Source organism: Hymenobacter rubidus, from assembly GCF_016734815.1.
GTDB lineage: Bacteria > Bacteroidota > Bacteroidia > Cytophagales > Hymenobacteraceae > Hymenobacter > Hymenobacter rubidus.
In genome coordinates, this window is sequence record NZ_JAERQF010000007.1 from 62,735 (window position 1) to 83,089 (window position 20,355).

Annotated in this window: 15 protein-coding genes; 3 read left to right on the forward strand and 12 right to left on the reverse strand. The window is 62.0% G+C overall.

Annotation, left to right across the window (positions count from 1 at the left end; all coding sequences use genetic code 11):
* Positions 1–50: 50 nt before the first annotated feature.
* Positions 51–473 (forward strand): DUF4174 domain-containing protein, encoded by a 423-nt coding sequence (locus JKL48_RS07240; protein WP_201980650.1) that lies wholly within the window; start codon positions 51–53, stop codon positions 471–473.
* Between the two features lie 237 nt (positions 474–710).
* Here the strand turns inward: JKL48_RS07240 and JKL48_RS07245 are convergent, their stop codons facing one another.
* The 6 genes from JKL48_RS07245 to galK form a co-directional block, all read right to left on the reverse strand.
* A complete protein-coding gene (locus JKL48_RS07245; protein WP_201980663.1) occupies positions 711–2,624 on the reverse strand; it encodes a DUF294 nucleotidyltransferase-like domain-containing protein in 1,914 nt (637 codons plus the stop codon).
* Positions 2,625–2,781: 157 nt separating this feature from the next.
* Entirely contained in the window at positions 2,782–3,498 is a 717-nt protein-coding gene (locus tag JKL48_RS07250) for a 3'-5' exonuclease (protein ID WP_201980664.1), read from the reverse strand.
* A gap of 237 nt (positions 3,499–3,735) precedes the next feature.
* Positions 3,736–4,770: a LacI family DNA-binding transcriptional regulator gene (locus tag JKL48_RS07255; RefSeq protein WP_201980667.1), complete on the reverse strand. Its 1,035-nt coding sequence runs from the start codon at positions 4,768–4,770 to the stop codon at positions 3,736–3,738.
* 223 nt (positions 4,771–4,993) lie between these two features.
* Positions 4,994–7,150, reverse strand: a complete 2,157-nt coding sequence (locus JKL48_RS07260; RefSeq protein WP_201980669.1) for a beta-galactosidase — start codon at positions 7,148–7,150, stop codon at positions 4,994–4,996.
* Between the two features lie 165 nt (positions 7,151–7,315).
* Entirely contained in the window at positions 7,316–8,371 is a 1,056-nt protein-coding gene (locus JKL48_RS07265; RefSeq protein ID WP_201980672.1) for a UDP-glucose--hexose-1-phosphate uridylyltransferase, read from the reverse strand.
* Positions 8,372–8,481: 110 nt separating this feature from the next.
* Positions 8,482–9,642: a galactokinase gene (galK, locus tag JKL48_RS07270; protein ID WP_201980675.1), complete on the reverse strand. Its 1,161-nt coding sequence runs from the start codon at positions 9,640–9,642 to the stop codon at positions 8,482–8,484.
* Between the two features lie 614 nt (positions 9,643–10,256).
* Between galK and JKL48_RS07275 the strand changes: the two genes are divergently transcribed.
* Positions 10,257–11,357, forward strand: a complete 1,101-nt coding sequence (locus JKL48_RS07275; RefSeq protein ID WP_201980677.1) for a T9SS type A sorting domain-containing protein — start codon at positions 10,257–10,259, stop codon at positions 11,355–11,357.
* A 76-nt stretch (positions 11,358–11,433) separates the two neighbouring features.
* On the opposite strand, the gene JKL48_RS07280 is transcribed toward JKL48_RS07275, so the two are convergent.
* The 3 genes from JKL48_RS07280 to JKL48_RS07290 all read right to left on the reverse strand — a co-directional run bounded on the left by JKL48_RS07280 (position 11,434) and on the right by JKL48_RS07290 (position 14,687).
* A complete protein-coding gene (locus tag JKL48_RS07280; protein ID WP_201980679.1) occupies positions 11,434–11,646 on the reverse strand; it encodes a heavy-metal-associated domain-containing protein in 213 nt (70 codons plus the stop codon).
* Between the two features lie 296 nt (positions 11,647–11,942).
* Positions 11,943–12,158 carry a heavy metal-binding domain-containing protein gene (locus JKL48_RS07285; protein WP_201980682.1) on the reverse strand — a complete coding sequence of 72 codons (216 nt, stop codon included), beginning with the start codon at positions 12,156–12,158 and terminating at the stop codon, positions 11,943–11,945.
* Between the two features lie 123 nt (positions 12,159–12,281).
* Positions 12,282–14,687, reverse strand: a complete 2,406-nt coding sequence (locus JKL48_RS07290) for an outer membrane beta-barrel family protein (RefSeq protein ID WP_201980684.1) — start codon at positions 14,685–14,687, stop codon at positions 12,282–12,284.
* Positions 14,688–14,938: 251 nt separating this feature from the next.
* Between JKL48_RS07290 and JKL48_RS07295 the strand changes: the two genes are divergently transcribed.
* Positions 14,939–15,430 carry a hypothetical protein gene (locus tag JKL48_RS07295; RefSeq protein ID WP_201980685.1) on the forward strand — a complete coding sequence of 164 codons (492 nt, stop codon included), beginning with the start codon at positions 14,939–14,941 and terminating at the stop codon, positions 15,428–15,430.
* A 98-nt stretch (positions 15,431–15,528) separates the two neighbouring features.
* On the opposite strand, the gene JKL48_RS07300 is transcribed toward JKL48_RS07295, so the two are convergent.
* The 3 genes from JKL48_RS07300 to JKL48_RS07310 all read right to left on the reverse strand — a co-directional run bounded on the left by JKL48_RS07300 (position 15,529) and on the right by JKL48_RS07310 (position 20,092).
* Positions 15,529–16,632: a cytochrome-c peroxidase gene (locus JKL48_RS07300; RefSeq protein WP_201980688.1), complete on the reverse strand. Its 1,104-nt coding sequence runs from the start codon at positions 16,630–16,632 to the stop codon at positions 15,529–15,531.
* 150 nt (positions 16,633–16,782) lie between these two features.
* Positions 16,783–17,565, reverse strand: coding sequence for an MbnP family protein (locus JKL48_RS07305; protein ID WP_201980690.1), 783 nt, complete (start codon positions 17,563–17,565; stop codon positions 16,783–16,785).
* A gap of 151 nt (positions 17,566–17,716) precedes the next feature.
* Positions 17,717–20,092 carry a PAS domain-containing sensor histidine kinase gene (locus JKL48_RS07310; RefSeq protein WP_201980691.1) on the reverse strand — a complete coding sequence of 792 codons (2,376 nt, stop codon included), beginning with the start codon at positions 20,090–20,092 and terminating at the stop codon, positions 17,717–17,719.
* Positions 20,093–20,355: the final 263 nt, after the last annotated feature.

A 20,355-nucleotide genomic window follows, 5' to 3' on the forward strand; every position in this document is an offset into this window, starting at 1 on the left:
AACGGCGGATGCACGCGCCGCCACTTTCGCATCCCCTCGTATATCAAGGCATGAAAAGCGTCCCCCTTCTCGCACTGGTTCTCTGCCTGAGCGTGCTCACCGCCCAAACCCTCAAACCCGTGTCTCTGGAACAAACCCTGCGCGCCAGTCACTGGAAGAAACGGGTGCTGCTTATTGCCGCCCCCACTGCAGAGCAGTCCGAATTCAGGACCCAAAAGGCGTTGCTGGCCACCGACAAAGCGGGCCTGGCTGAGCGGGACTTTCTGGTCGTAGAAGCACTCTACGACCAGCTCTCAGCGACCGACAAACAGTTTCTGGCGCAACAAATGGGCCTGAAGCAACAGTCATTCGCCGTCGTCCTCATCGGCAAAGACGGCGGCGTGAAAGAGAAAAGCAGTCGCCCCATTCCGCTCGCCGCCTTGTTCAACATCGTCGACAAGATGCCCATGCGGCGCCAGGAAATGCGCAAATAGCACCAGTACCGCGAAATTTCATTTCGCCTCGCGTCTGGTTTATGCTGATGCGAGGCGAAATGAAGAAGCTGTTTAGAAAGTCAAAATCGTTGTCATCCTGAGCGCAGCGAAGGACCTTATCACGTCAGAATAGGCGTTGTTCTGACGTGATAAGGTCCTTCGCTGCGCTCAGGATGACAGACGTGTAGGCAAATCAGCCTTTCTAAACAGCTTCGAAATTTCGCGGTACTAGTGCTGCTATCCCAGCGACTTCGTAAACCCGACTTTAATCTTCAGCTGAAAGTCGGCAATTACCTTGAAAATCTCTTTCAAGGTCACCTGCTCAACCTTGGTCAGCGTTTTGGGGTCGAGGTAGTTATCCGGCATCACGTTGTCGCGGATAATCTGCACGGCCTGCTTTTTGAGGCGCACGCCCATGAGGTAATAGTAGGACTGCAGCAGCTCCTGCGCCTCGCTTTCGGTGAACACGCCCAGGGTTTTGAGGATTTCCAGCCGCTCGCCGGTATTGGTGGCGAAAATGCGGTGCTTGAGGGCATACATGCGTACTAGGTCCACAATGGGCGACATGGTTTTCTTGAGGTTGAACACCTGCTGCGAGCCGTGGGCGAAGGTGCGGATGTTGCGGAAAAACGTGAGCGGCGGCTCATATTGCAGCGCGTTCACGGCCATGTAATGGAAGAAGCGGTCCACTGGCTTTTGCAGCTCCACGGCCAGAAACTCGTGCAGTTCGTCCATGATGGTGGCGTCGCCGTAGAGGTAGCGGCAGTCGAACGAGGCGGCGAACTGCATGCCCGTTTCGGGGTTCGAGTCGGTCATCCACTCCACGTAGTTGCGCTTCCAGTGCGAGAGCGAATGCGTCCACTTTGGGTTCTTGGCCATGAAGCCGCCCTCGCAGTAGCTGAAGCCGATTTCGTTGAGCTGGTCGCTCACCATTTCGGCAAATTTCAGGAAGTAGTCGCGCACCAATTCGCGCTGCTCGTTGGCCTTGTCTTCGTAAATAATGGCGTTGTCCTGGTCCGTGAGCAGGGTTTGCTCCTTGCGGCCCTCACTGCCCAGCACCATGTACACGAACTTGGCCGGCGGCGGGCCCAGCTCGGCAATGGCGCCCTCAATCAGCTTGATGGCAATGGTATCGGAGACGGTGGTGATGACCTGGTTCACGATTTCGGGCTTCACGCCGCGGTCCAGCAGCTGGTACACCATTTCGGGCACCTGCTCCCAGCGGCGCTTCAGCTCGGGCACGGCCTGGGCCTGCTTCACCGACTGAATGAAGATGAACGGCGACTGCGCCTGGTCGTCGGTCAGCAGCTTGTTGCGGCTCAGGAAGCCCACGTATTCGCCGTCTGTTTCCACCAGCAGGTAGCGCGTCTTGGTCCTGAACATCAGCAGAATGGCCTCGTACACAAACGCCCGCGAGCTGATGCTCACCACCGGCGCATCCACGATGGTGCCCACGGGCTGGCTGGCGTCGGCGCGCAGGGCCACCACTTTGTCGCGCAGCGTGATGTCGGTCACGTAGCCGATGACGTGGCCGTTTTCGTCGGCGCTGGTGATGAAGTAGCAGCTGGTGCGGGCGGCGGCCATGCGCTGCGCCACGTCAAAAATGGGCGTGTAGGCCGCGCACAGCACCACGGGGCGTAGCTCCAGCGTCTCGATGCGGCGCGAAAACAGCTGGTCCGAGGCCAGGTAGCTTTGGCCGGCGCTGGTGGCGGGCCGCACAAAGTGGGCGTACTCCTCATTCAGCATGCGCTGGCCGTAGCGCGCCGTGAAGAAGTGAAAAAAGTCGTCGTAGGCTTGGCACAAAGCCAGAAACTCGCGCCGGTGCAGGAAGTACACGCGGGTATCCTTGCGGGCCACCACCGTGCGCAGCGAGCGTTTCTTATTCAGCAGCAGCGAGATGCCACCGTAGCATTCGCCGCGCCGGGTCTGCTCAATCACGCGGCGGTTCTGCTGGCTGTCGTAGAAAAACGTTTCGTATTCGCCCTCCACAATGATGTCGAGCCCGCGCAGCTTGGTCGCATCCTGGTAGTAGATGATGGCCTCGCGCGGATGGCGCACTTCTTCCAGGCCCTCGGCTACTTCGGCCAGCACCTCGGCGGGCAGGCGGTTGAAGGGTGTGACGGTGCGGAGAAAATCGAGTTTTTCGCTCATGAGAAACGGGCAGGCAGTGGGCGAGTAAAGTTACTTGAGCTTGTCTGTCATGCTGAGCGCAGCGAAGGACCTTATCACCGAAGTACACAGCAAATTCAATGGCGCGAGGGTGATAAGGTCCTTCGCTGCGCTCAGCATGACAGCCATTACCGCCCCCTCACGCAATCAGCAGAAACGCCAGCAGCACCAGCAGCACCCCACCTACTACCAGCCACGGGGCCACGCCAATCTGGAGCTTGCGGGCGGCCGTCATCGGTTGCTGCAGGCCCACCGGCGGGCCCTGGCTGGCCATCGTTTCCTCTGTGATGGTGCCCTGGCGGAGCATTTCGAAAAAACAGCGGGCGGCGGCGCGAGCATCCACCAGCGCATCGTGGGCGTTTTCCAGCGTTTTGTGAAACAGCCGCTGGTAAAGGTCGCCTAGGCGCAGGAAGCCTTGGGTGGAATGGCGCAACAGCGGGCCGGTGGCGCGCATGGTGCAGAACACCGGCAGGCCCAGCATGGGGTTGGTGAGGCCGGCGCGGTGGAAACCGACGCCCACCATGTGGAAATCGAGCTGCATGAAGTGCGCCACCACCAAGGGCTTGTAGCGAAGCAGGTCGCGGTGCAGAAGTTGCATCACGGCATGGCGCGACTCGCCGTTTTCGCGCAAAAAATCCAGCGTCAGGCCGTGTACGCTGCCCGCTTCCGGGTCCATGTCGTAGTCGTTGGGCTGGATGTAGTGGTTTTCCACCTTCACTTCCCGGCCGTCGGGCGTGCACACGACCCAGGCCAATTGGGCGATGTGCGGCCAGTTGTTGCGGCTGGAATACGGCTTGTTCCAGTCGCGTGGAATGCCCGACGTTTCGGTATCAACAAACAGCAGGTAGTCTCTCACAGCACAAGCAGCAGGGCGAAATCAGACCACAAAAATCAGCAGGAATTAGCTGACTTCCTGTGCGTGGATGAGGAAAATCTTGAATGATTCACTTTAGTAGAACGTCATGCTGAGCGCAGCCGAAGCATCTCGCTCGGCTCGTTGCACTCGTTGCAATAGCATTGATTACTACTGCACGCGAGATGCTTCGGCTGCGCTCAGCATGACGTTCTGGTAATGAGCTTACCATTACTGCTCTCAACTCCCCGCCCGCCCGGCCCGCGACGATTCGCGGGTCATCAGCGTGGGTTGCACCACCACTTTGCGGGGCTGGGCGGCGGGGCCTTGCTCGTGCACCATTTCCAGCAGCATTTGCATGGCCGCGCGGCCCATGGGCTCGCAGCACTGGTCCACGGAAGTCAGCCGGGGCTCGGTGAGGGAGCAGAAGCTTTCGTTGCTGAAGCCGGCCAGGGCCACATCCTGCGGAATGCGCAGACCCCGCTCCTTGAGCACCAGCATGGCGCCTACAATGGTGAAGTCGCTGGCCGAAAACACGGCGTCGGGCGGGTTGGGCAGGGCCAGCAGCTGCTTCATGCCCACGTCGCCATCTTCCTGCCACATATCACTGAAAATCACCAGCTCATCCTCCACCGGCAGGCCGTATTCGCGCAAGGCCTCGCGGTAGCCGCCGAAGCGGTTGATGTAAATCTGGAGGTGCTGGGGGCCACCAAAGTGCGCAATGCGCCGGCAGCCCTGCTCCAGCAGGTGCTTCGTGGACTGGTAGCCGCCCTGGAAGTCGTCGAGCTCCACCGCGTTGAACGCCGGGCTGTCGACAATGCGGTCGAAAAAAACCAGCGGAATGTCGCGCTTAGTGATTTTGTCGAAATGCTTGAAATCGTGCGTCGAGCGCGACACCGATACCAGCACGCCATCGACCTGCGCGTTTATCATCGTGTCCACATTCTTCTGCTCCTGCTCGTAGTCTTCGTTCGATTGGCACAGCAACACGTTGAAACCCGCACGGTTAGCCACGGCCTCGGCCCCTTTCATCACCTGCGAAAAAAAGTGGCCATCGATGTGGGGCACAATGACGCCGAGCGTGTTGCTGCGCCCTTTGCGCAGGGCGGCGGCCAGGTGGTTGGGTTGGTAGTTGAGCTCCTCGGCCAGTTTCCACACCCGCTGTCGGGTGCTTTCGCTGATGCGCGCATGGCCGCTCAAGGCCCGCGAAACAGTGGAAACCGCAAGGTTCAACTCCTTGGCGATGTCCGAAATGGAAGCACGTTTTTGAGTCAAGATGCGGGAATGGTTGGTGGGTGAGATACCAAAAGTAAAGCAGAAGTTCGCTATGCCTAACAATTGTTTAGCAGCGGCTGGCGCCAGCGCGTGAAGCACCAGGCGGAGTACCCCGAAATTCCATTTCGGCCCGCGCGGCTGACCATGCGGGCCGAAATGGAATTTCGGGGTACTCCGCCTGTCAGCGCAAGAACGGACCGTGCTTTTTACAGGCCCATTGCCCCTACTCCTGCCACACGGCCACGCCGCCGGGGGCCACCTCGCGGGTGCCGACCAGCAGCTTAGCCCCGGCCGGAGCGGGCACGGTTTGCTTCTCGGAGGAGAAATTGGTGGCTACCCAGAAGCCATCGCGCCAGTTCACCACGAATTGGTCGGCTAGATTTTCGACAGGCACGTTGGCGGCGGCATACACGCTGCGCAGCACGTCGCGCTCCAGGTCGCCGGCCAGGGATTCTACGCCCACGTAAGTCACGGTGCCTTTGCCCAGCTTGCGGGTGGTGGCGGCCGGCGTGCCGGTGTAGAACTGGTCGGCGTAGTTGGCCAGCGCGGTGGTGCTGGCGCTGGGCGTCAGCAGTTCGCCCCAGGAGCCCCAGCCGTAGTTCTTGCCGCTGAAATTGACTTGGCCTGTTAGCTGGCCAGGCAGCATGTCGAAGGGCCGGTCGTTGAATTTTGCGCCTATTAGGTCGAGGATGGGCGCGGCCCAGGGACCTTCCCAGAGCATGCCGCGGCGGTCTTTCTGGCCGGTGCGGGCGGTGAGGATGAGGTGGCCGCCATTCTGCACGTAGCTGGTCCAGCGGTCTACCAATGCCTTGTCGAGCAGTTGGTAGGCGGGGGCTACGAGGAAGGGGTATTTACTGAAATCTTGGTCTTCGGTAATGACGTCGACCGGGCAACCCATCGTTTTGAGGGCTCCGTAGTAGCGGAACAAGTGCCCCATCGTGTTCCAGCGCGTGGTGGACGGATGGTTGTCGAGGTCGTAGCGGTTGTCGTAATTGTAGAGCACGGCGGTGCGGCGAGCGGCGTAGCGGGCCGGCATGGCGGCGTTGGGCTTGCGCAGCTTCCGCAGCTGGTTGATTTCCTGCATGGCCTGTGCGTATTCGAGGCCGCCGGGCAGGGGCGTCACGCCATCGGGCCCCACGAAGCCGTAGTGGTACAGCTCGCTGCCGGCGCGGGGCTGGCGGTAACGGTACGAGCAAATCAGCTTCGCGCCAGAGCCAAAGCTGTGCATCAACCACATGTGCACCGCGCCGGGCAGCGGCTGCGGGTTGATGTCGCCCCAGTTCACCTGCCCCGGCTGTAGCTCCATGATGCCCTCGTTGCCGTTGAGCGGGCGCATGAAATCGTGCATGAAGCCCAGCATCGAGCCATTGCCCAGCCGGTAGGCCAGCGGGCCGTTTTGGGGAAATATTTCCCCGTGCACCGGATACACAGTCCAGGTTACGAGGTCCATGTCCTGGCGCGACAGGGCGGGGTTGATGTCGCGGTGGGTGGCCATGTGGTTGGTGGTTACCCATTGGTTTTTAGCGTATTGGCGCAGCGTGGTGGCCTGGTCGCGGATGTAGTCGGCGGCCTCATCGGCAAAAAAGCGCTCGAAATCGAGCAGGGCGTGCGGGTTGGGGTCGGCCACCAACTCGGCCTGGTTGGGAATGCGGACCTGCTCAAAATTCTGGTAGAGCTGCGACCAGAAGGTGTTGCCCCAGTCGCGGTTCAGGTTGGAGATGGTGCCGTATTTCTGCTTGAGCCAAGCCTGAAATTTGGCTTTACTGAAATCATCGTACGAAAACTGGCGGCCGTAGTGGCTTAGCTCGTTGTCAATCTGCCAGCCCACCACGGCCGGGTTCTGGCCGAAGCGCTGGGCCAGTTGGGCATTGATTTTGGCCACGTACTGCCGGAATACCGGCGAGCTCCAGTTGCCCTGCTGGCGGGCGCCGTGCTGCTGGCGGCGGCCCTGTGCGTCCACCATCAGGATTTCGGGATGGTTTTCGGCCAGCCACACCGGCGGGGTGGCGCTGGGCGTGCACAGCACCACTTTCAGGCCGGCTTTGCTGGCCAGGCTAACCGCCCGCTCCAGCCAATCAAGCGTGTATTTGCCTTCTGCGGGCTCGTAAAGGCCCCAGGCAAACTCGCCCATGTGCACAAATTCCAACCCCAGCTTGCGCATGTTGGCGAAGTCGCGCGCCCACTGGCTTTCCGGCCACGCCTCGGGGTAATAATACACGCCGATGGTCATCATGTCGGCCGCCGGGAAGTAGTCGGGGGCAGTCGTGGTGGCAACGGTGGCTTTAGTAGCCTTAGGGGCTTTCTGGGCTGAGGCGGCGGGGGCGCTCAGCAGCGCGAGGCCGGTTAGCAGGGTGCCAAGCGCGCGGTAATGGTGGGGCATGGGGTGGGTTTTTGCAGATTCAAAAAGGCCGTCATGCTGAGCGCAGCCGAAGCATCTCTACCGCGAAGAGTAATTCAATCGACAGAATTTACTGCTGCGGTAGAGATGCTTCGGCTGCGCTCAGCATGACGTGCTTGGGTTGGCGCCTAGCGCCCGGCCGCGCCGCTACTCCGCCGGCACGCCCTTGTAATGCGTTTCCGACTGCTCCCGTAGCCGCCCGGCGCTGAATTCCGGCGTGATGTCGCGCTGCGGGTCGCCCAGCATTTCGTAGCCCACCATAAACTTGCGCACCGTGGCCGAGCGCAGCAGCGGCGGGTAGAAATGCATGTGCAGGTGCCATTCGGGGTGTTCATCGCCATCCGTCGGGCGCTGGTGCAGGCCGGCCGAGTACGGGAAGCTGATGTTGAACAGGTTGTCGTAGCGGATGGTGAGGCGGCGCAGGATGTCGGCCAGGGCGTCACGCTCCTCGTCCGTCAGCTGGGTAATGTCCTGCACCGGGCGGCGGGCGATGACGATGGTTTCGAACGGCCACACGGCCCAAAAGGGCACCAGCACCACAAAATGGGCGTTTTCGATGACCACCCGCTCCTTTTTCTCCAGCTCGATTTTGAGGTAATCGGCCAGCAGGGTGCGGCCGTGCTCCTGGAAATAGGCCAGTTGCTGCACCGTTTCCTTGGCGGGCTCGCCGGGCACGGTGCGCTGGGCCCAAATCTGGCCGTGCGGGTGCGGGTTCGAGCAGCCCATCATCGGGCCCTTGTTCTCAAAAATCTGCACGTAGTTGATGTCCGGCCGGGCGCCGAGGGTCTGGAATTCGGTCACCCACAAATCCACCACTTTGCGGATGGCGGGCGTGGTCATTTGGGGCAGCGTGAGGTCGTGGCGCGGCGAGAAGCAGATGACGCGGCACACGCCCGACTCGGCCTCGGCCCGCAGCAGGCCGCCTTCGTTGATGCCGCCGGTGGGCACGTCGGCCGTCAGCGCGCCGAAGTCATTATTAAAAACAAAAGTATCCGTGTACTTGGGGTTCACTTCGCCGCCTACGCGGGTGTTGCCGGGGCAGAGGTAGCAAGTGGGGTCGTAGGCGGGCCGGTTGTCCTGCTCGGTCTCCTCCTGCTGGCCCTGCCAGGGGCGCTTGGAGCGGTGCGGCGACACCAAGACCCATTCGCCGGCCAGGGCGTTGAAACGGCGGTGCGGGTGTTCGGTTGAATCGAAAGAAGCCATGAGTTTAGTTGTTAGTTATTCGTTGTCAGTTGTTAGTCTGCATTTGCTGATTGCCGGTCAGGGATTGAACATTTATTTGCGACTAACAACTGACAACCAGCAACTGACAACTATATCACCCCTACCCCATCCACAATGGTGGTCTGGTACGTCTCCAGCTTCAGCCCGAACTTCTCCTCGTACACCTTGCTCACGCTGGCAATGAATTCGTCGACTTTACCAGGTGCGACCAAATTGATGGTGCAGCCACCGAAGCCGCCGCCCATCATGCGCGCGCCAAACACGCCGGGGGCGGCCTTCGCGGCTTCTACCAGCACGTCGAGCTCGGCGCAGCTCACTTCGTAGTCGTCGCGCAGGCCGGCGTGCGAGCCGTACATCTGCTTACCGAACCCGGCCAGGTCGCCGGCGTTGAGGCACTGGCAGGCGGCTTCCACGCGGGCATTTTCCTGCACCACGTAGGCGCAGCGGCGAAACACGGTGCCGCCCAGTTCACCCTTCACGGCTTCGAGTTGCGTCATGGTGGCATCGCGCAGGCTGCCGATGCCTTCGTAGTGCTGCTGCAGCACTGATACGCCACGCTCGCATTCCTGGCGGCGGGTGTTGTACTCGGAGCTGGCCAAGCTGTGCTTCACGCCCGAGTTGCAGAGCACGATGCGGGCGGCGTTGGTATCGAAGGGAAAATATTCGTAGGCCAGCGAGCGGCAGTCGAGGCGCACCACCTGGCCATCGCGCCCGAATAGGCTGGCAAACTGGTCCATGATGCCGCACTGCACGCCGGCGTAGGTGTGCTCGGCAAACTGCGCAATGCGCGCCAGCTCCATCTTTTCCAGGTTGGTTTTCAGGAACTGGTTGAGGGCGAAGGCCAGGCCGCACTCCACGGCGGCCGACGACGACATGCCCGCCCCCATGGGCACCGTGCCGGCAAACACGCAGTCGAAGCCCGGCACGGCGTGGCCGCGCAACTGAAACTGGCTGGCCACGCCCAGCAGGTAGTTGGCCCAATGCGTGTCGCCGGGGCTGATTTCGGCGGCGTTGGGCAGCTCAAACTCTTCGCCAAGGTCGTGGGCCACGAGGCGGATTTTTTCGGTTCCGTTCAGGCCCACGGCAAAGGTCATTTCCTTATCCACAGCGGCCGGCAGCACAAAGCCGCCGTTGTAATCGGTGTGCTCCCCAATCAGGTTGACGCGGCCGGGCGCCCGCACCAGCAGCGGCTCGTAGCCAAAACGTTGTTGAAAATCGGCCAGAACCGCTTGGGCAAGAAGGAAGGACATGGTGGAAAGAAGAAAGATGAAGTAAAAAATAACGCCAGACTGACGGGAATTCAAGTACGCAAAATAAGCCAGGCCAGTCCGGGCTTCCATTTCAATGGCCAAAACTAACCCAATCCCAGTACTTTGTGCAAACGTTTGCTCGTATTCATCTGTTCTTTATATCCCTGGCCGCATTGTGAATGGGCAACGCAACGGGCCCCGCGCCACAGCCCACCATGGCCGTCCTGTTTTTTCGCACGCGTCGATGCCACACTTGATAAACCGCGTAGCCCGGACACTGCGGAATTTATTGCCCCATCAGTAGTCACTAAAACCGCCTCATTTTCAGATTTCATACGCCGGACACACCCCGGCTCTGACTCAGGCCCACACTTCGTGTTTTTCGCCCTCAACCGGGCTGCCTTCGTACAACTTTCGCGGCATAGCCCTGGTGGCCGGCCGGGGTGAGTAGGGCCATGCTCCAAAACCTGCACCTGTCTTACTCGCGAAGCAGTTGCCGGGGCCACGCCTGAGCCTGCCGAAGCACGCTGTTGCAACGCATTGCCGTTTTTGACTTCTTTACCATTCTTCCTTTTCCACTTCCTTTTCCACTTCCATTTTTACTTACCCCTTCCATGAAACCACTACGTACTCTTTTAGCGATGAGCGCCTTCGCGGTGACTTCGCTTACCGCCAGCGCGCAATTCACCATCGACGGGCAGGCCTCGACGAATGAAATTGGCTCGGGCGTCGGCAAATACCAGTTGGCCGGCACCTACAGCGGGGGCCACCTCGACACCGACCGGGGCTTGCGCTCGCTGTACGTGGGCTACACCAGCACAACGCTGAACCTGATGCTGGTGGGCTCGGGCGAATCGAGCACTGCGGGGGCCTACCGGGCCTTTATCATCTACCTCAACACCCCGTCGCGGCCCGGCGCCCCTGCCCGCGTGCAGTTGCCCGGCGGCCTCGATGCCAACTCGCCGCTGGCTCACCGCCCCACGCTGGATATGGAAGCCGACTACGGGTTTCGGGTAGTGGTCGGGCCCGCGCTTAGCGACGTGTTTTTCAGTGCGGTGTCGTACGTAACCGGCGGGGGCACCGCGCCGGTGGGCACCGACCCCTACATTGGCCAGGGCTACAAAACGGGAACCGCCGTAACCGCCGCCACGGCCGTCCTGACAGGTTCGCGCTTCGCCTACAACAACAGCGTTTCACTCACCACCAACACCCTGAATACGGGGTTTGAAATTGAGATTCCGCTATCGACCATGGGAACGGTTCTGGGCGTCGGCAGCCGCATCGACCTCTTTGCCGCCTTCACCGACAGCAACGGGCAGTTCGTTACCTCCGACATTATTCCGCAGGTAGCAGGCCGTACCACGGCTTTCGGCACCAACCCCGATTTCACCACCATTCCCGGCACGCAGGCCGTTGGCTTTGTGCTGGGCACCGGGGTGCTGGCCACGCAAAATGCCGTAGCCAATGGCCTCAATTTCCAGGTGTACCCCAATCCGGCAACGGCTGATGCCACGGTGGCCTACACGGTGCCGGCCGGCCGGCAGCCGGTGTCGCTGGCAGTCTACAATGCCCTGGGCCAGCAGGTGCGCACCCTGGCCACGGTTGAGCAAAGCGGCCCGCAGCAGTTTCCGCTGGGCAGCCTGCCCGCCGGCGCCTACCTGGTCAAGCTCCGGGTTGGCGACCAGCTCACCAGCCGCAAAGTGGTGGTGCAATAGGTTGCCCAATTCCAACAACAAAAAAGGCGATTCCATGCTGGAACCGCCTTTTTTGTTGCCTCTCATCGGCAGTTTACTACGCCAGAGGTTGAATCTCGAAGCCGGCTGCTTCCACCGCCTGTACTACCTGGCTGGCAGTGGCCTGGGTAGATTTTATAGTGAGGATTTTGTCCGGGTTGGCGGTGTCTACCTGCCAGTTGTTGGCCCCAACCTGCTGGTTGAGGGCGGGCGTGACGGCTTTGATGCAGCCGCCGCAGTTAATGGTGGTTTTGAAACGAAGCGTTGACATATTGGTACTATTCAGAAAGGAAAAATCCCCGCGTGGACCGGGTCAGGAAATGGCCGTATCACTTAGCGGCTGTTTGAATTAATAAGAACGGTCATGCAGAGCGCAGCGAAGCATGACCGTTCTTATTAATTCAAACAGCTTCTTAGGAAATCAGCCAGGTAAAATTACGCTTCCCCAGCCCGCAGGTTGGCACAGAATTGCCGTAGAAACCTGCATAATTATGGGATGGCTGGGGCTGCTGAAGCATTGGCCGTTGTGCAGAGTACAAACAAAGTATCCGGCTCAGCGCCAGATGTCTACGACTTTTTCACCAGCTCCATCTCGCAGACGGGGCACTTGCCGGGCTTGTTGCTTTGGCTGCCTGCGCAGCCCATGGGGCATTCGTAGCGGGCCTCCACGGCGGCGGGCGCGGCCACTTTCTGCGTGGCGGGCTTTTGCTGCTCGCAGCTGCTCAGGCCCAAGGCCGCGGCTCCAACGACTGCAAAAAGAAACGGACAACGGGGAAGACGCATGGCAAAAACCGGGTTAAAAATCGCCTGCGATAAAGCGTACAGCACCGGCGAACTACAAATTTAGCGCGCGTTCCCGAACAAAGCCCGCTGCGGTAGTGGCCCAAACTCCGTCGGCCACCTCCCCTATTCAAAGCCCCGGCCGCCGGCATCGTCCGGTTGCTCGTCCTTGCGCTTGGTGCGCGGGTTGTCGCCCGCGTTGCCGAAGCGGTAGGTGAAGCCTAAGTACACCACCCGCGACTCGCGCTTGTTGCGGGCCACCGACTCGAAACCGGGACCGGCAGCATTGAAGTTGAATTGCAGGGTATTGAAGATGTCGGACACGCGCAGCGAAATGCTGCCCTTGTCCTTGAGCACGCTTTGCTTGGCCGCGAAGTCGGCGTTGAACTGGGTGAGGCGCTGGCCCTGGGCCGATACCACCGGCGAGCGGTAGTTGGCCGAAAGCTGCAAATCGAGCTTTTTGGTGGGCGAAACCGTGGTGTTGAGCCGGCCCGTGTACACGAGGTTGCTGTTGTTGAAGTCCACGTTGGTCGGCACCGAGCCCTTGATGATGCGCCGGAAGGCCGAGGCATTGGCATTCACTTTCCAGCTGCTGGTGATGGGCGCCGAGGCCACCAGCTCCACGCCGTAGTTGGTTTCCTGCCCCACATTGAGCCGGGTGGTATTCGTGACGAAGGCATGCGCGAGGGTGTCGCGGAAAAACGGGTTGCGGATGTTGGTAATCGTGTTTTCCTCCAGCCGGTAAAACGCCGTGGCACTTAGCGAGGCATTGGCGCCGAAAAACCGTTGGTCGCCCAGTTCCAGCGAGTGCACAAACTCGGGAAACAGCGCCGGGTTGCCGGTGCGCAGGTTCAGCGGGTCCGAGCGGTCGGTGAAGGGGTTGAGCTCGTCGGCGTTGGGGCGCTGCACGCGGCGCGAATAGCTGAGCTGCACCCGGTTTTCGAGGTTCAGGTCGTAGGCCAGCACAGCGCTCGGAAACAGGCTCAGGTAGCTGCGCGTGAAGTGCGCGTTGGGCACGTCCGTCGACTGGTCGCCCTGGGTGTTGGTCTGCTCCAGGCGCAAACCAGCCTGGTAGCTGAAAGCCCCCGCCGCGTTGGCATAGGTACCATAAGCGGCCTGAATGTACTCGTGGTACACAAAGCGGTTCGAGGGGTCGAAGGCCAGCGCTGGCAGGCTGCTGTAGCGGTAGTCGTTGTCGTAGCGGCGCGAAATACTTTTGGCGCCCAGCTCGTAGCGGCCCTTTTCGCCCAGCGGCATCACGTAGTCAACCTGCGCCGAGGCCAGGTCGGCCTGGTTGTCGAAGCGCTGGTTCTGGAAGCCGGTGGTCCAGGCCACATCGTTGCGGTAATCCACGTTCGAGCCCACCCCAATTTGGTACTGCGACGGCGTGTAGATGGCATTGGCCGTGAGTTCGCGGCGCTTCTGGGCGGCCCAGGTGCGGCGGTAATCCAGGCTGACGTCGGCCTGCTTGCTGCTGCCGGTATTCAGGTTGGCGCGGTTGGTGTTGCCCAGCGCAATGGGCGTGTTGGTGGTGATGTTGTTCTGGCTCGAAACAATGTCCTCGGTGGAGCGCTGCGAGTTGTAGCGCGGCTGCACAGCCAGGGTCAGGGTTTGCTCGGGGCTGATGGCATAATCGAGCCCAATGCGCACCGCGTGGGCGGTGCTGTAAGACACACTGGTGCGGTCCTGGTTGAGGGCCACGGTGCCGGCCGCCGTGGTGGTGCGCTGGCGCACCGAGCCGTAGCCCGTGCGCCGGTCCTCCCGAAAGTCATAGCTCCCGAACACGTTGAACTTGCCCTGGTGGTAGTTCAGGCTCAGCGAGGTGTTGTACTTGCCGCCGGTACCGGCCGTGGCATTGGCCTGGCCGTTCCAGCCGTCCTGGCGTTCCTTTTTCAGCACGATGTTGATGATGCCGGCCGAGCCCTCGGCGTCGTAGCGCGACGATGGGTTGGTCACCACTTCAATGTTCTGGATGCTGCTGGCCGGCAGTTGGTCCAGGGTCACGCTGGTGGGCTTACCGTCCACGAAGATTTTCACGTTGCTGGAGCCGCGCAGGCTCACCACGCCGCTCTGGTCCACGGTCACGCTGGGCACGTTTTGCAGCACATCGGCCGCGGTGCCGCCGGTGGCCGTCAGGTCCTTGGTCACGTCAATGACTTTCTTATCCAGGTTGTCGCTCACGATGGCGCGCTGGCCCTTCACCACCACTTCGCCCAGCTTGGTGGCGGCCGTGCGCAGGCGCAGCGGGCCCAACTCCAGGCCGGGCGTGGCGGCCGAAAGCGTCACCGCCCGCCGCCCAATGCGGTAGCCCACCACGGTGGCCTTCAGCACGTAGTTGCCGAAGGGCACTTTTTCAATGGCAAAGGCCCCGCTTTCCAGGGTCTGGGCTCCGGTTACAAAGGTCGAATCGGTGGCCCGTAGCAGCAGCACATCGGCAAAGGGCAGCGGCTGGTTGGTGGCCGCGTCGAGCAGCTGTCCGCCAATACGACCCGTGTTCTGCGCCGCCGCATCCGGCGCAATGGCCAGCAACAAAAACGCTGCCGAAAGCAGAAACCCAGCAAGCCGAGCCGTGTTCCAGCCCGCCCGTAAAACACAAAAGCCCCCCGTGGGGGCCGCACCACGAAGGCAGCCGTTCCGCCCCTTTTCTACAACAATCATCAAACTAGCTTAAAACCTGAATTTCGGCCCATTCCCCTACTCGCTTGCCGGCCTTGGGCACCAAAATTACCGCCTAAACCTGTGGCAAATCTGTAACAATACCCAGCGCATCACTACATTAAAGTATGCAAATTTTTATTATTCCGAATGCACGTGGTTCGCTGGCTTCGGTGCTGCTGGTGGTTTTGTCCTGGCTAGTTGCCTGTTCCGGCCAGGCCCAGGTGCGTCCCGACTCTGTTCTTACCGCTGCTGGCCAGGCCGGCCGGCCTACTCCTGCCCCGCTAGACAGCGCCCAGGCCGTGCAAAAGCTTTTTACTAATCAGCGTCGGCAAGTCCGGGAATTCGTGGGCTTCGGGTTGGGCGTGATGCTCTTGTCGCCCATCATCGGCCTGGTAGCCAACGGTATTCCGAGTGGAACGCACGCGCCCAGCAACGCCGTCCCGATTACCATTGCCTCTCTGGCCGCCGGCTCAGTGGTGTTTGGCATTGGTAAAAAATCCGCTTACACCCGCACCAGGGAAAAGGCCATTCTGGAAGCCTACGCCCAGGGCCATCCCTTGCCCGCCGAAATCCGCCAAAAGATTATCCGGCGTGCCCGTCCTGGCACCCCTTGGTAGCCCCTGCGTGGCTAGGCGGTGCGAAGCAGCAAAAAAGGCAACGGTCCTGCTGGGCGCAGGGCCGTTGCCTTCTTAACTATCCAACTATCCCAATCAGCCTAGTTGGGCTTGGAAAACCGCGGGTCCTTCGTGAAGGTGGTATCGGTGAGGGTGCGCAGAAACGCCACTATCTGCGCCTTCTCGGTGGCGGTCAGGTCCAGCGTGCGGCTGCGCTGGAGCGGGTCGTTGGTGGCGTTGGCAATGAGCGGGTCCAGGTTGGGGCTGTTCAGCGCCACGTGCTCATTGTAGTGGCTCACCACGTCTTCCAGGGTCGTGAAGCGGCCGTCGTGCATGTAGGGGGCCGTCAGGGCCACGTTGCGCAGCGAGGGCACCCGAAACTTGCCGTTGTCGGTGGCCAGGCCGGTGACGGCGCCCAGCCCCAGGTCGGTAAACGTGGCGTCGAGGCCGTTGTTGCTGAAGGTGTGGTTGGTTTGCAGGTCGCCGCTGTGGCAGTCGGCGCAGTTGCCGCCCCGCTGCTTGCCGTTGGGGTGCGTAGCAAAAAGCAGCAGGCCCTGCAGCTCGTAGCTGCTCAGGGCCGTGCGGTTGCCGCGCTGGTACTGGTCGTAGCGCGAGTTGCTCGAAATAAGCGTGCGCTCGAACTGCGCCAGGGCTTTCAGCGTGTTGGCTTCGGTAATAGTGCTACTGCCAAACGCCTTGCGGAACAAGGCCGGATAGGTGCTGGTGGCTTGCAGGCGGGCCACGCCGGCGCTCAGGCTCTGGTGCATTTCCACCGGGTTTTCGATGGGAATGCGGGCCTGGTTTTCCAGGCCGAGGGCCGAGCCGTCCCAGGTTAGCTTGGGTTCCCAGGCCAGGTTGGCCAATGACATCGAGCTGCGCGGCGTGGTGCCGCCGTTCACGCCCTGGGCGTGGGCCAGGCCATCGGTGAACGCCAGTTCCTGCCGGTGGCAGGAGGCGCAGGCCACTGTGTTGGTGACCGACAACGCCTTTTCGTAAAATAGCTGCCGGCCCAGCGCCACGCCCTCATTCGTAAGGGGATTGTCGGCGGGCATGGCCGGCAGGGTGGGAAAATAGCTTGGTACCTCCAGGGTGTAGGCCGTGGGCGCCACCACCGGGCCATCGGGGTCCACGGTGTCGGCGTCGTGGGTGCAGCTGGTCAGGCTCAGCAACAGCCCCGCCCCAAGTAGTGTTAGCGTTGATTTCATAACTCCTGATGACTGGCGGACGGACGTATCGGGGGCAAAAGTTAAGGTGCAAATGTTTAGTACATCCGTGCCATCGTATGACAGAAGCATTAAAGAAACGTCATGCAGCGCGCAGCGAAGCATGACGGACGGATGCTGTACTAAACGGCTCTAATTGGCGTGAATGTGCTCGACGGTAAACATGTTGGCCGCGTAGTTGTCGGCCACAGTGAGGGCTTTGGGGTCGCCGCTTTCTACCGAGTAGGTGGTAGCGAAGTTGATGTTGTTGGCCGGCGTGGCGCTGTTGAACAGGCCTTCTACGTGCGCATACATATGAATTTCGGGCACATGCCCCATTTTCACAGGCAGCGTGAGGCCTTTGAAGGCGGGCGTGACGGTGCGCACCACGCCCGCTCCGCCAATGTCGAAGGTGAGGCTGCGGCCGGCGGGCGCCTGGGCCGACGAACCGGCCATTTTCAGGAACACGTATTCCTTGCTCCAGTCCCAGTACAGGTCGTTGTTGTGGTTAAGGGCCCCGCTCACGAAGGTGCCGTTGTTGTGGGCGTCGTCCACGCCCAGCAGGAAGCTCAGGCCCGTGTAGTCGCCCAGCGGCACCTGGTCGATGACGATGTGAAAGGTTTTGTCATCGGCCGCATCCACGAGGTAATAGCCGTCGGGCACAGCGTAGGAGGTACCGTCGCCCTTGGTCAGCTTCAGGCCCGAGAGCAGAAACTTAAACTTGGAAACCGTGAACGTCTGGCCGTCGGCCTTGGTGTAGGTGGCGGTGTTGAGCACCAAATCGTCGAGGCCCACCACGGGGTCGATTTCGAGGGCGAAGCTGCCGGTGCTGGGCTCCACAGTTTTCTGGGCACAGCCGGCGCCCAGGGCCGCGGCCAGCAATACCGCCCAGGACAAAGAGGCCAGCGGGCCGAAGGAAAAGTAGCGGTGAAGCATGAGGCGCAAACGGGCGTAAAAATGAGCGGAACAGGGTCGGCTTATTTCCCCTGACGCACCAACGCCGGGAAAAGTGCCCGCCGTGCGCCGCCGGTCCTAAAGGCAGGGCCGCCCCCGCGCTATGGGCACAAATATCAGGCCGAAACCTTGCTCAATAGGCCAGCTCGAAGCTGATGATGGTGCCCCGGCCCAGCACCGAGTTGATGGACAGCTCGCCGCCCAGCAGGGCCACGCGGTTGCGCACGCCGGCCAGCCCCATGCCCGCCAGCGGCTCAGCGCTCAGCCGGGCCGGCTCAAAACCCCGGCCGTTATCTTCCACGCTCACCACCAGTCGGTTGGCTTCGCGGGCCACGTGCACTTCCACTTCGGTGGCGTGGGCGTGCTTCATCACGTTGTTGAGCAGCTCCTGCACCACGCGGTACACCGTGATTTCCACTTTGGGGTCGGAACGCTGGTCGAGGTTGGTGAGGTGCAGGCGCACGGGCAGGCGGGCCGGGGCAATGCGCTTCACCAGCTCTTCGAGGGCCGTGCGCAGGCCAAAGTCTTCCAGAATGCCGGGCGTGAGCTCGAAGGAGATGGTGCGGGTGGTGCGAATGGCCTCGTCCAGCAGCTTGAGCGACTCGCGCGGGCGGGCCGGCGGGTTGCGGTCCTCCAGGCTCAGCTTGGCGGCGTAGAGCAGCTGCCCCAGGCCGTTGTGAATGGCTTCGGCAATGCGCTTGCGCTCGGTTTCCTGGGTGGTGAGGATGGCGGCCAGCACTTCTTGCTGCTGGCGCAGGCGCTGCTGGGTCACTTCTTCGGCCAGGCGGTCGCGCTCGGTCACGTCCCGAATGATGATGAGCACGCCGCTGAGCTGAGGTTTGCCGTCGTCGGTCAGGGGCACCAGGTAGGCATCGTAGTGGCCGGGGCGCACCACAAAGGGCTGGTGGCGGCACACGGTTCGCTCACCGGCCAGGGCTTGGCGCACGGCGGTGTGCGCTTTTTCCTGCATAAACGACAATACTTCGAACACGGGCCGCCCCAGCACCGCAGCCGCCGGCTGACCGAAATAGCGGGCGGCTTCGGCGTTCCAGGACGTAATGCGGCTGTCGGAATCCAGAGCAATAATGCCGTCGATGGTGTTTTCGAGCAGGCTTTCGGATAATTCCTTTTCCCGGCGCAGGGCCTCTTCGGCCTCGCGGCGGGGCGTCACGTCGCGCATACTGCCGATGAAGCGCTGGGGGCGGCCTTCGGCGTCGGTCAGCACTTTGCCCAGCGCGGCCACGTAGCGCACGCGGCCATCGGGCCACACAACGCGGTGCTCCAGGTCGAAAGACGGCGCGCCGGGCTCGGAGGCGCGGCGCAGGCCCGCCGCCACGGCGGCCCGGTCGGCGGCGTGAATGGCGTCGCTCAACACCTCAAATGACACCGGCACGGGGTTGTAGGCGAGGCCGAACATGGCCTGGGCCTGGGCATCCCAGCTGAGCTCATGCGTGGCTATCTCCCACACCCACACCCCGCTGGCCGAGGCTTCGAGGGCCATTTGCAGGCGTTCCTGGCTCAGGCGCAGCTCCTCGGCGGCGGCGCGGGCGGCCGTAATGTCGCGCCACAACACGTGCACCAACGGCCGGGGGCCGCGCACCTCAATGGGCGTCAGCACGGCTTCCACCCATATTTCCTGGCCGCTCACCTTGTGCATCATGGATTCGCAGCGCTGCGAGCCCGTGCGCACGGCCTGGGCAATGCTGTCGCGGAACAAATCGACGGTGCGGCGGCCGTCGGGCTGGTACTCGGGGGTGTGGGCCCAGGCGGGCTGGCCCACCAGCGCCTCCCGATGGGTGGCGCCCAGCAGGCGCAGGGCGGCGTCGTTGCAGTCCACGTACTCGTGGCCTTGCAGCAGGGCCACGGCATCGGAGCTGTCGGTGAAGAGCTTGCGGAAGCGGGCCTCGCTGGCCTTCAGGGCATCGGCGGCCTGGCGGCGGGCGGTGGTGTCCACCAGAGCCATCCGGCACACGTCGCCGTCGGGCGTTTCCACGCGCAGGGCCTCGAGCTGGCCGTAGAACAGGCTGCCGTCTTCGCGCTGCAGGTGCAGCTCCCGGCTCTGGGTACCGTCGGACTGAAACACCCGGGCCAGAAACTGCCCGAAGTCGTGGCGCTGGTCCGGGGCCACAAACAGGGCAAAGCGCCGCCCCACCAGCCGCTGCCGCACGCTGCCCAGTTGCTGGCTGCCGCAGAGGTTGAGCTGCACCACCAGGCCGGTTTTGGTGAGGGTGAAGTAGCCCACGGGGGCAAATTCGTAAAGGTCGACGTACTGCGCACGGGCGTCCTGGACTTCGACCTGGGTCAGCAGCAGCTCCTCGTACTGCATTTCCAGCTCTATCTGGTGCACCTGCAGCTCCTGCACCAGCCGCTGCACCTCTTCGGGCGTGTGGTGCTCGGCCGCTTGCGTCACCAGCTGGCGGCGCTTTTCGGCGCGGGCACGCAGGGCCAGCAGGGCGTCGTGGGGGCTGGCGGCTCCCCCGGCAGCAAGGGGATAATCGGACGACGGCATGGCAAGGGAACTACGAGCAGTGAAGGTATGGCCCTTTTATACGGCAATGCCACGCGTCGTAGGCAGCCCGGGCCATGCCGGGTGGCCCCTGCGGCCCCGCCCCCACGCCACCGGCATCCCTTAGCCCCTGACGGCCAACCGCCCGCCGACAGTAGGCGCGTCAATTGGTGCGGCGGCGCCTAAAACTACGTAGGAGCAGCCCGGCAAAAACCCGTATTTGCCCATGAGGTAATGCGTGAAACCGGTGACGAAATTTGTAACAC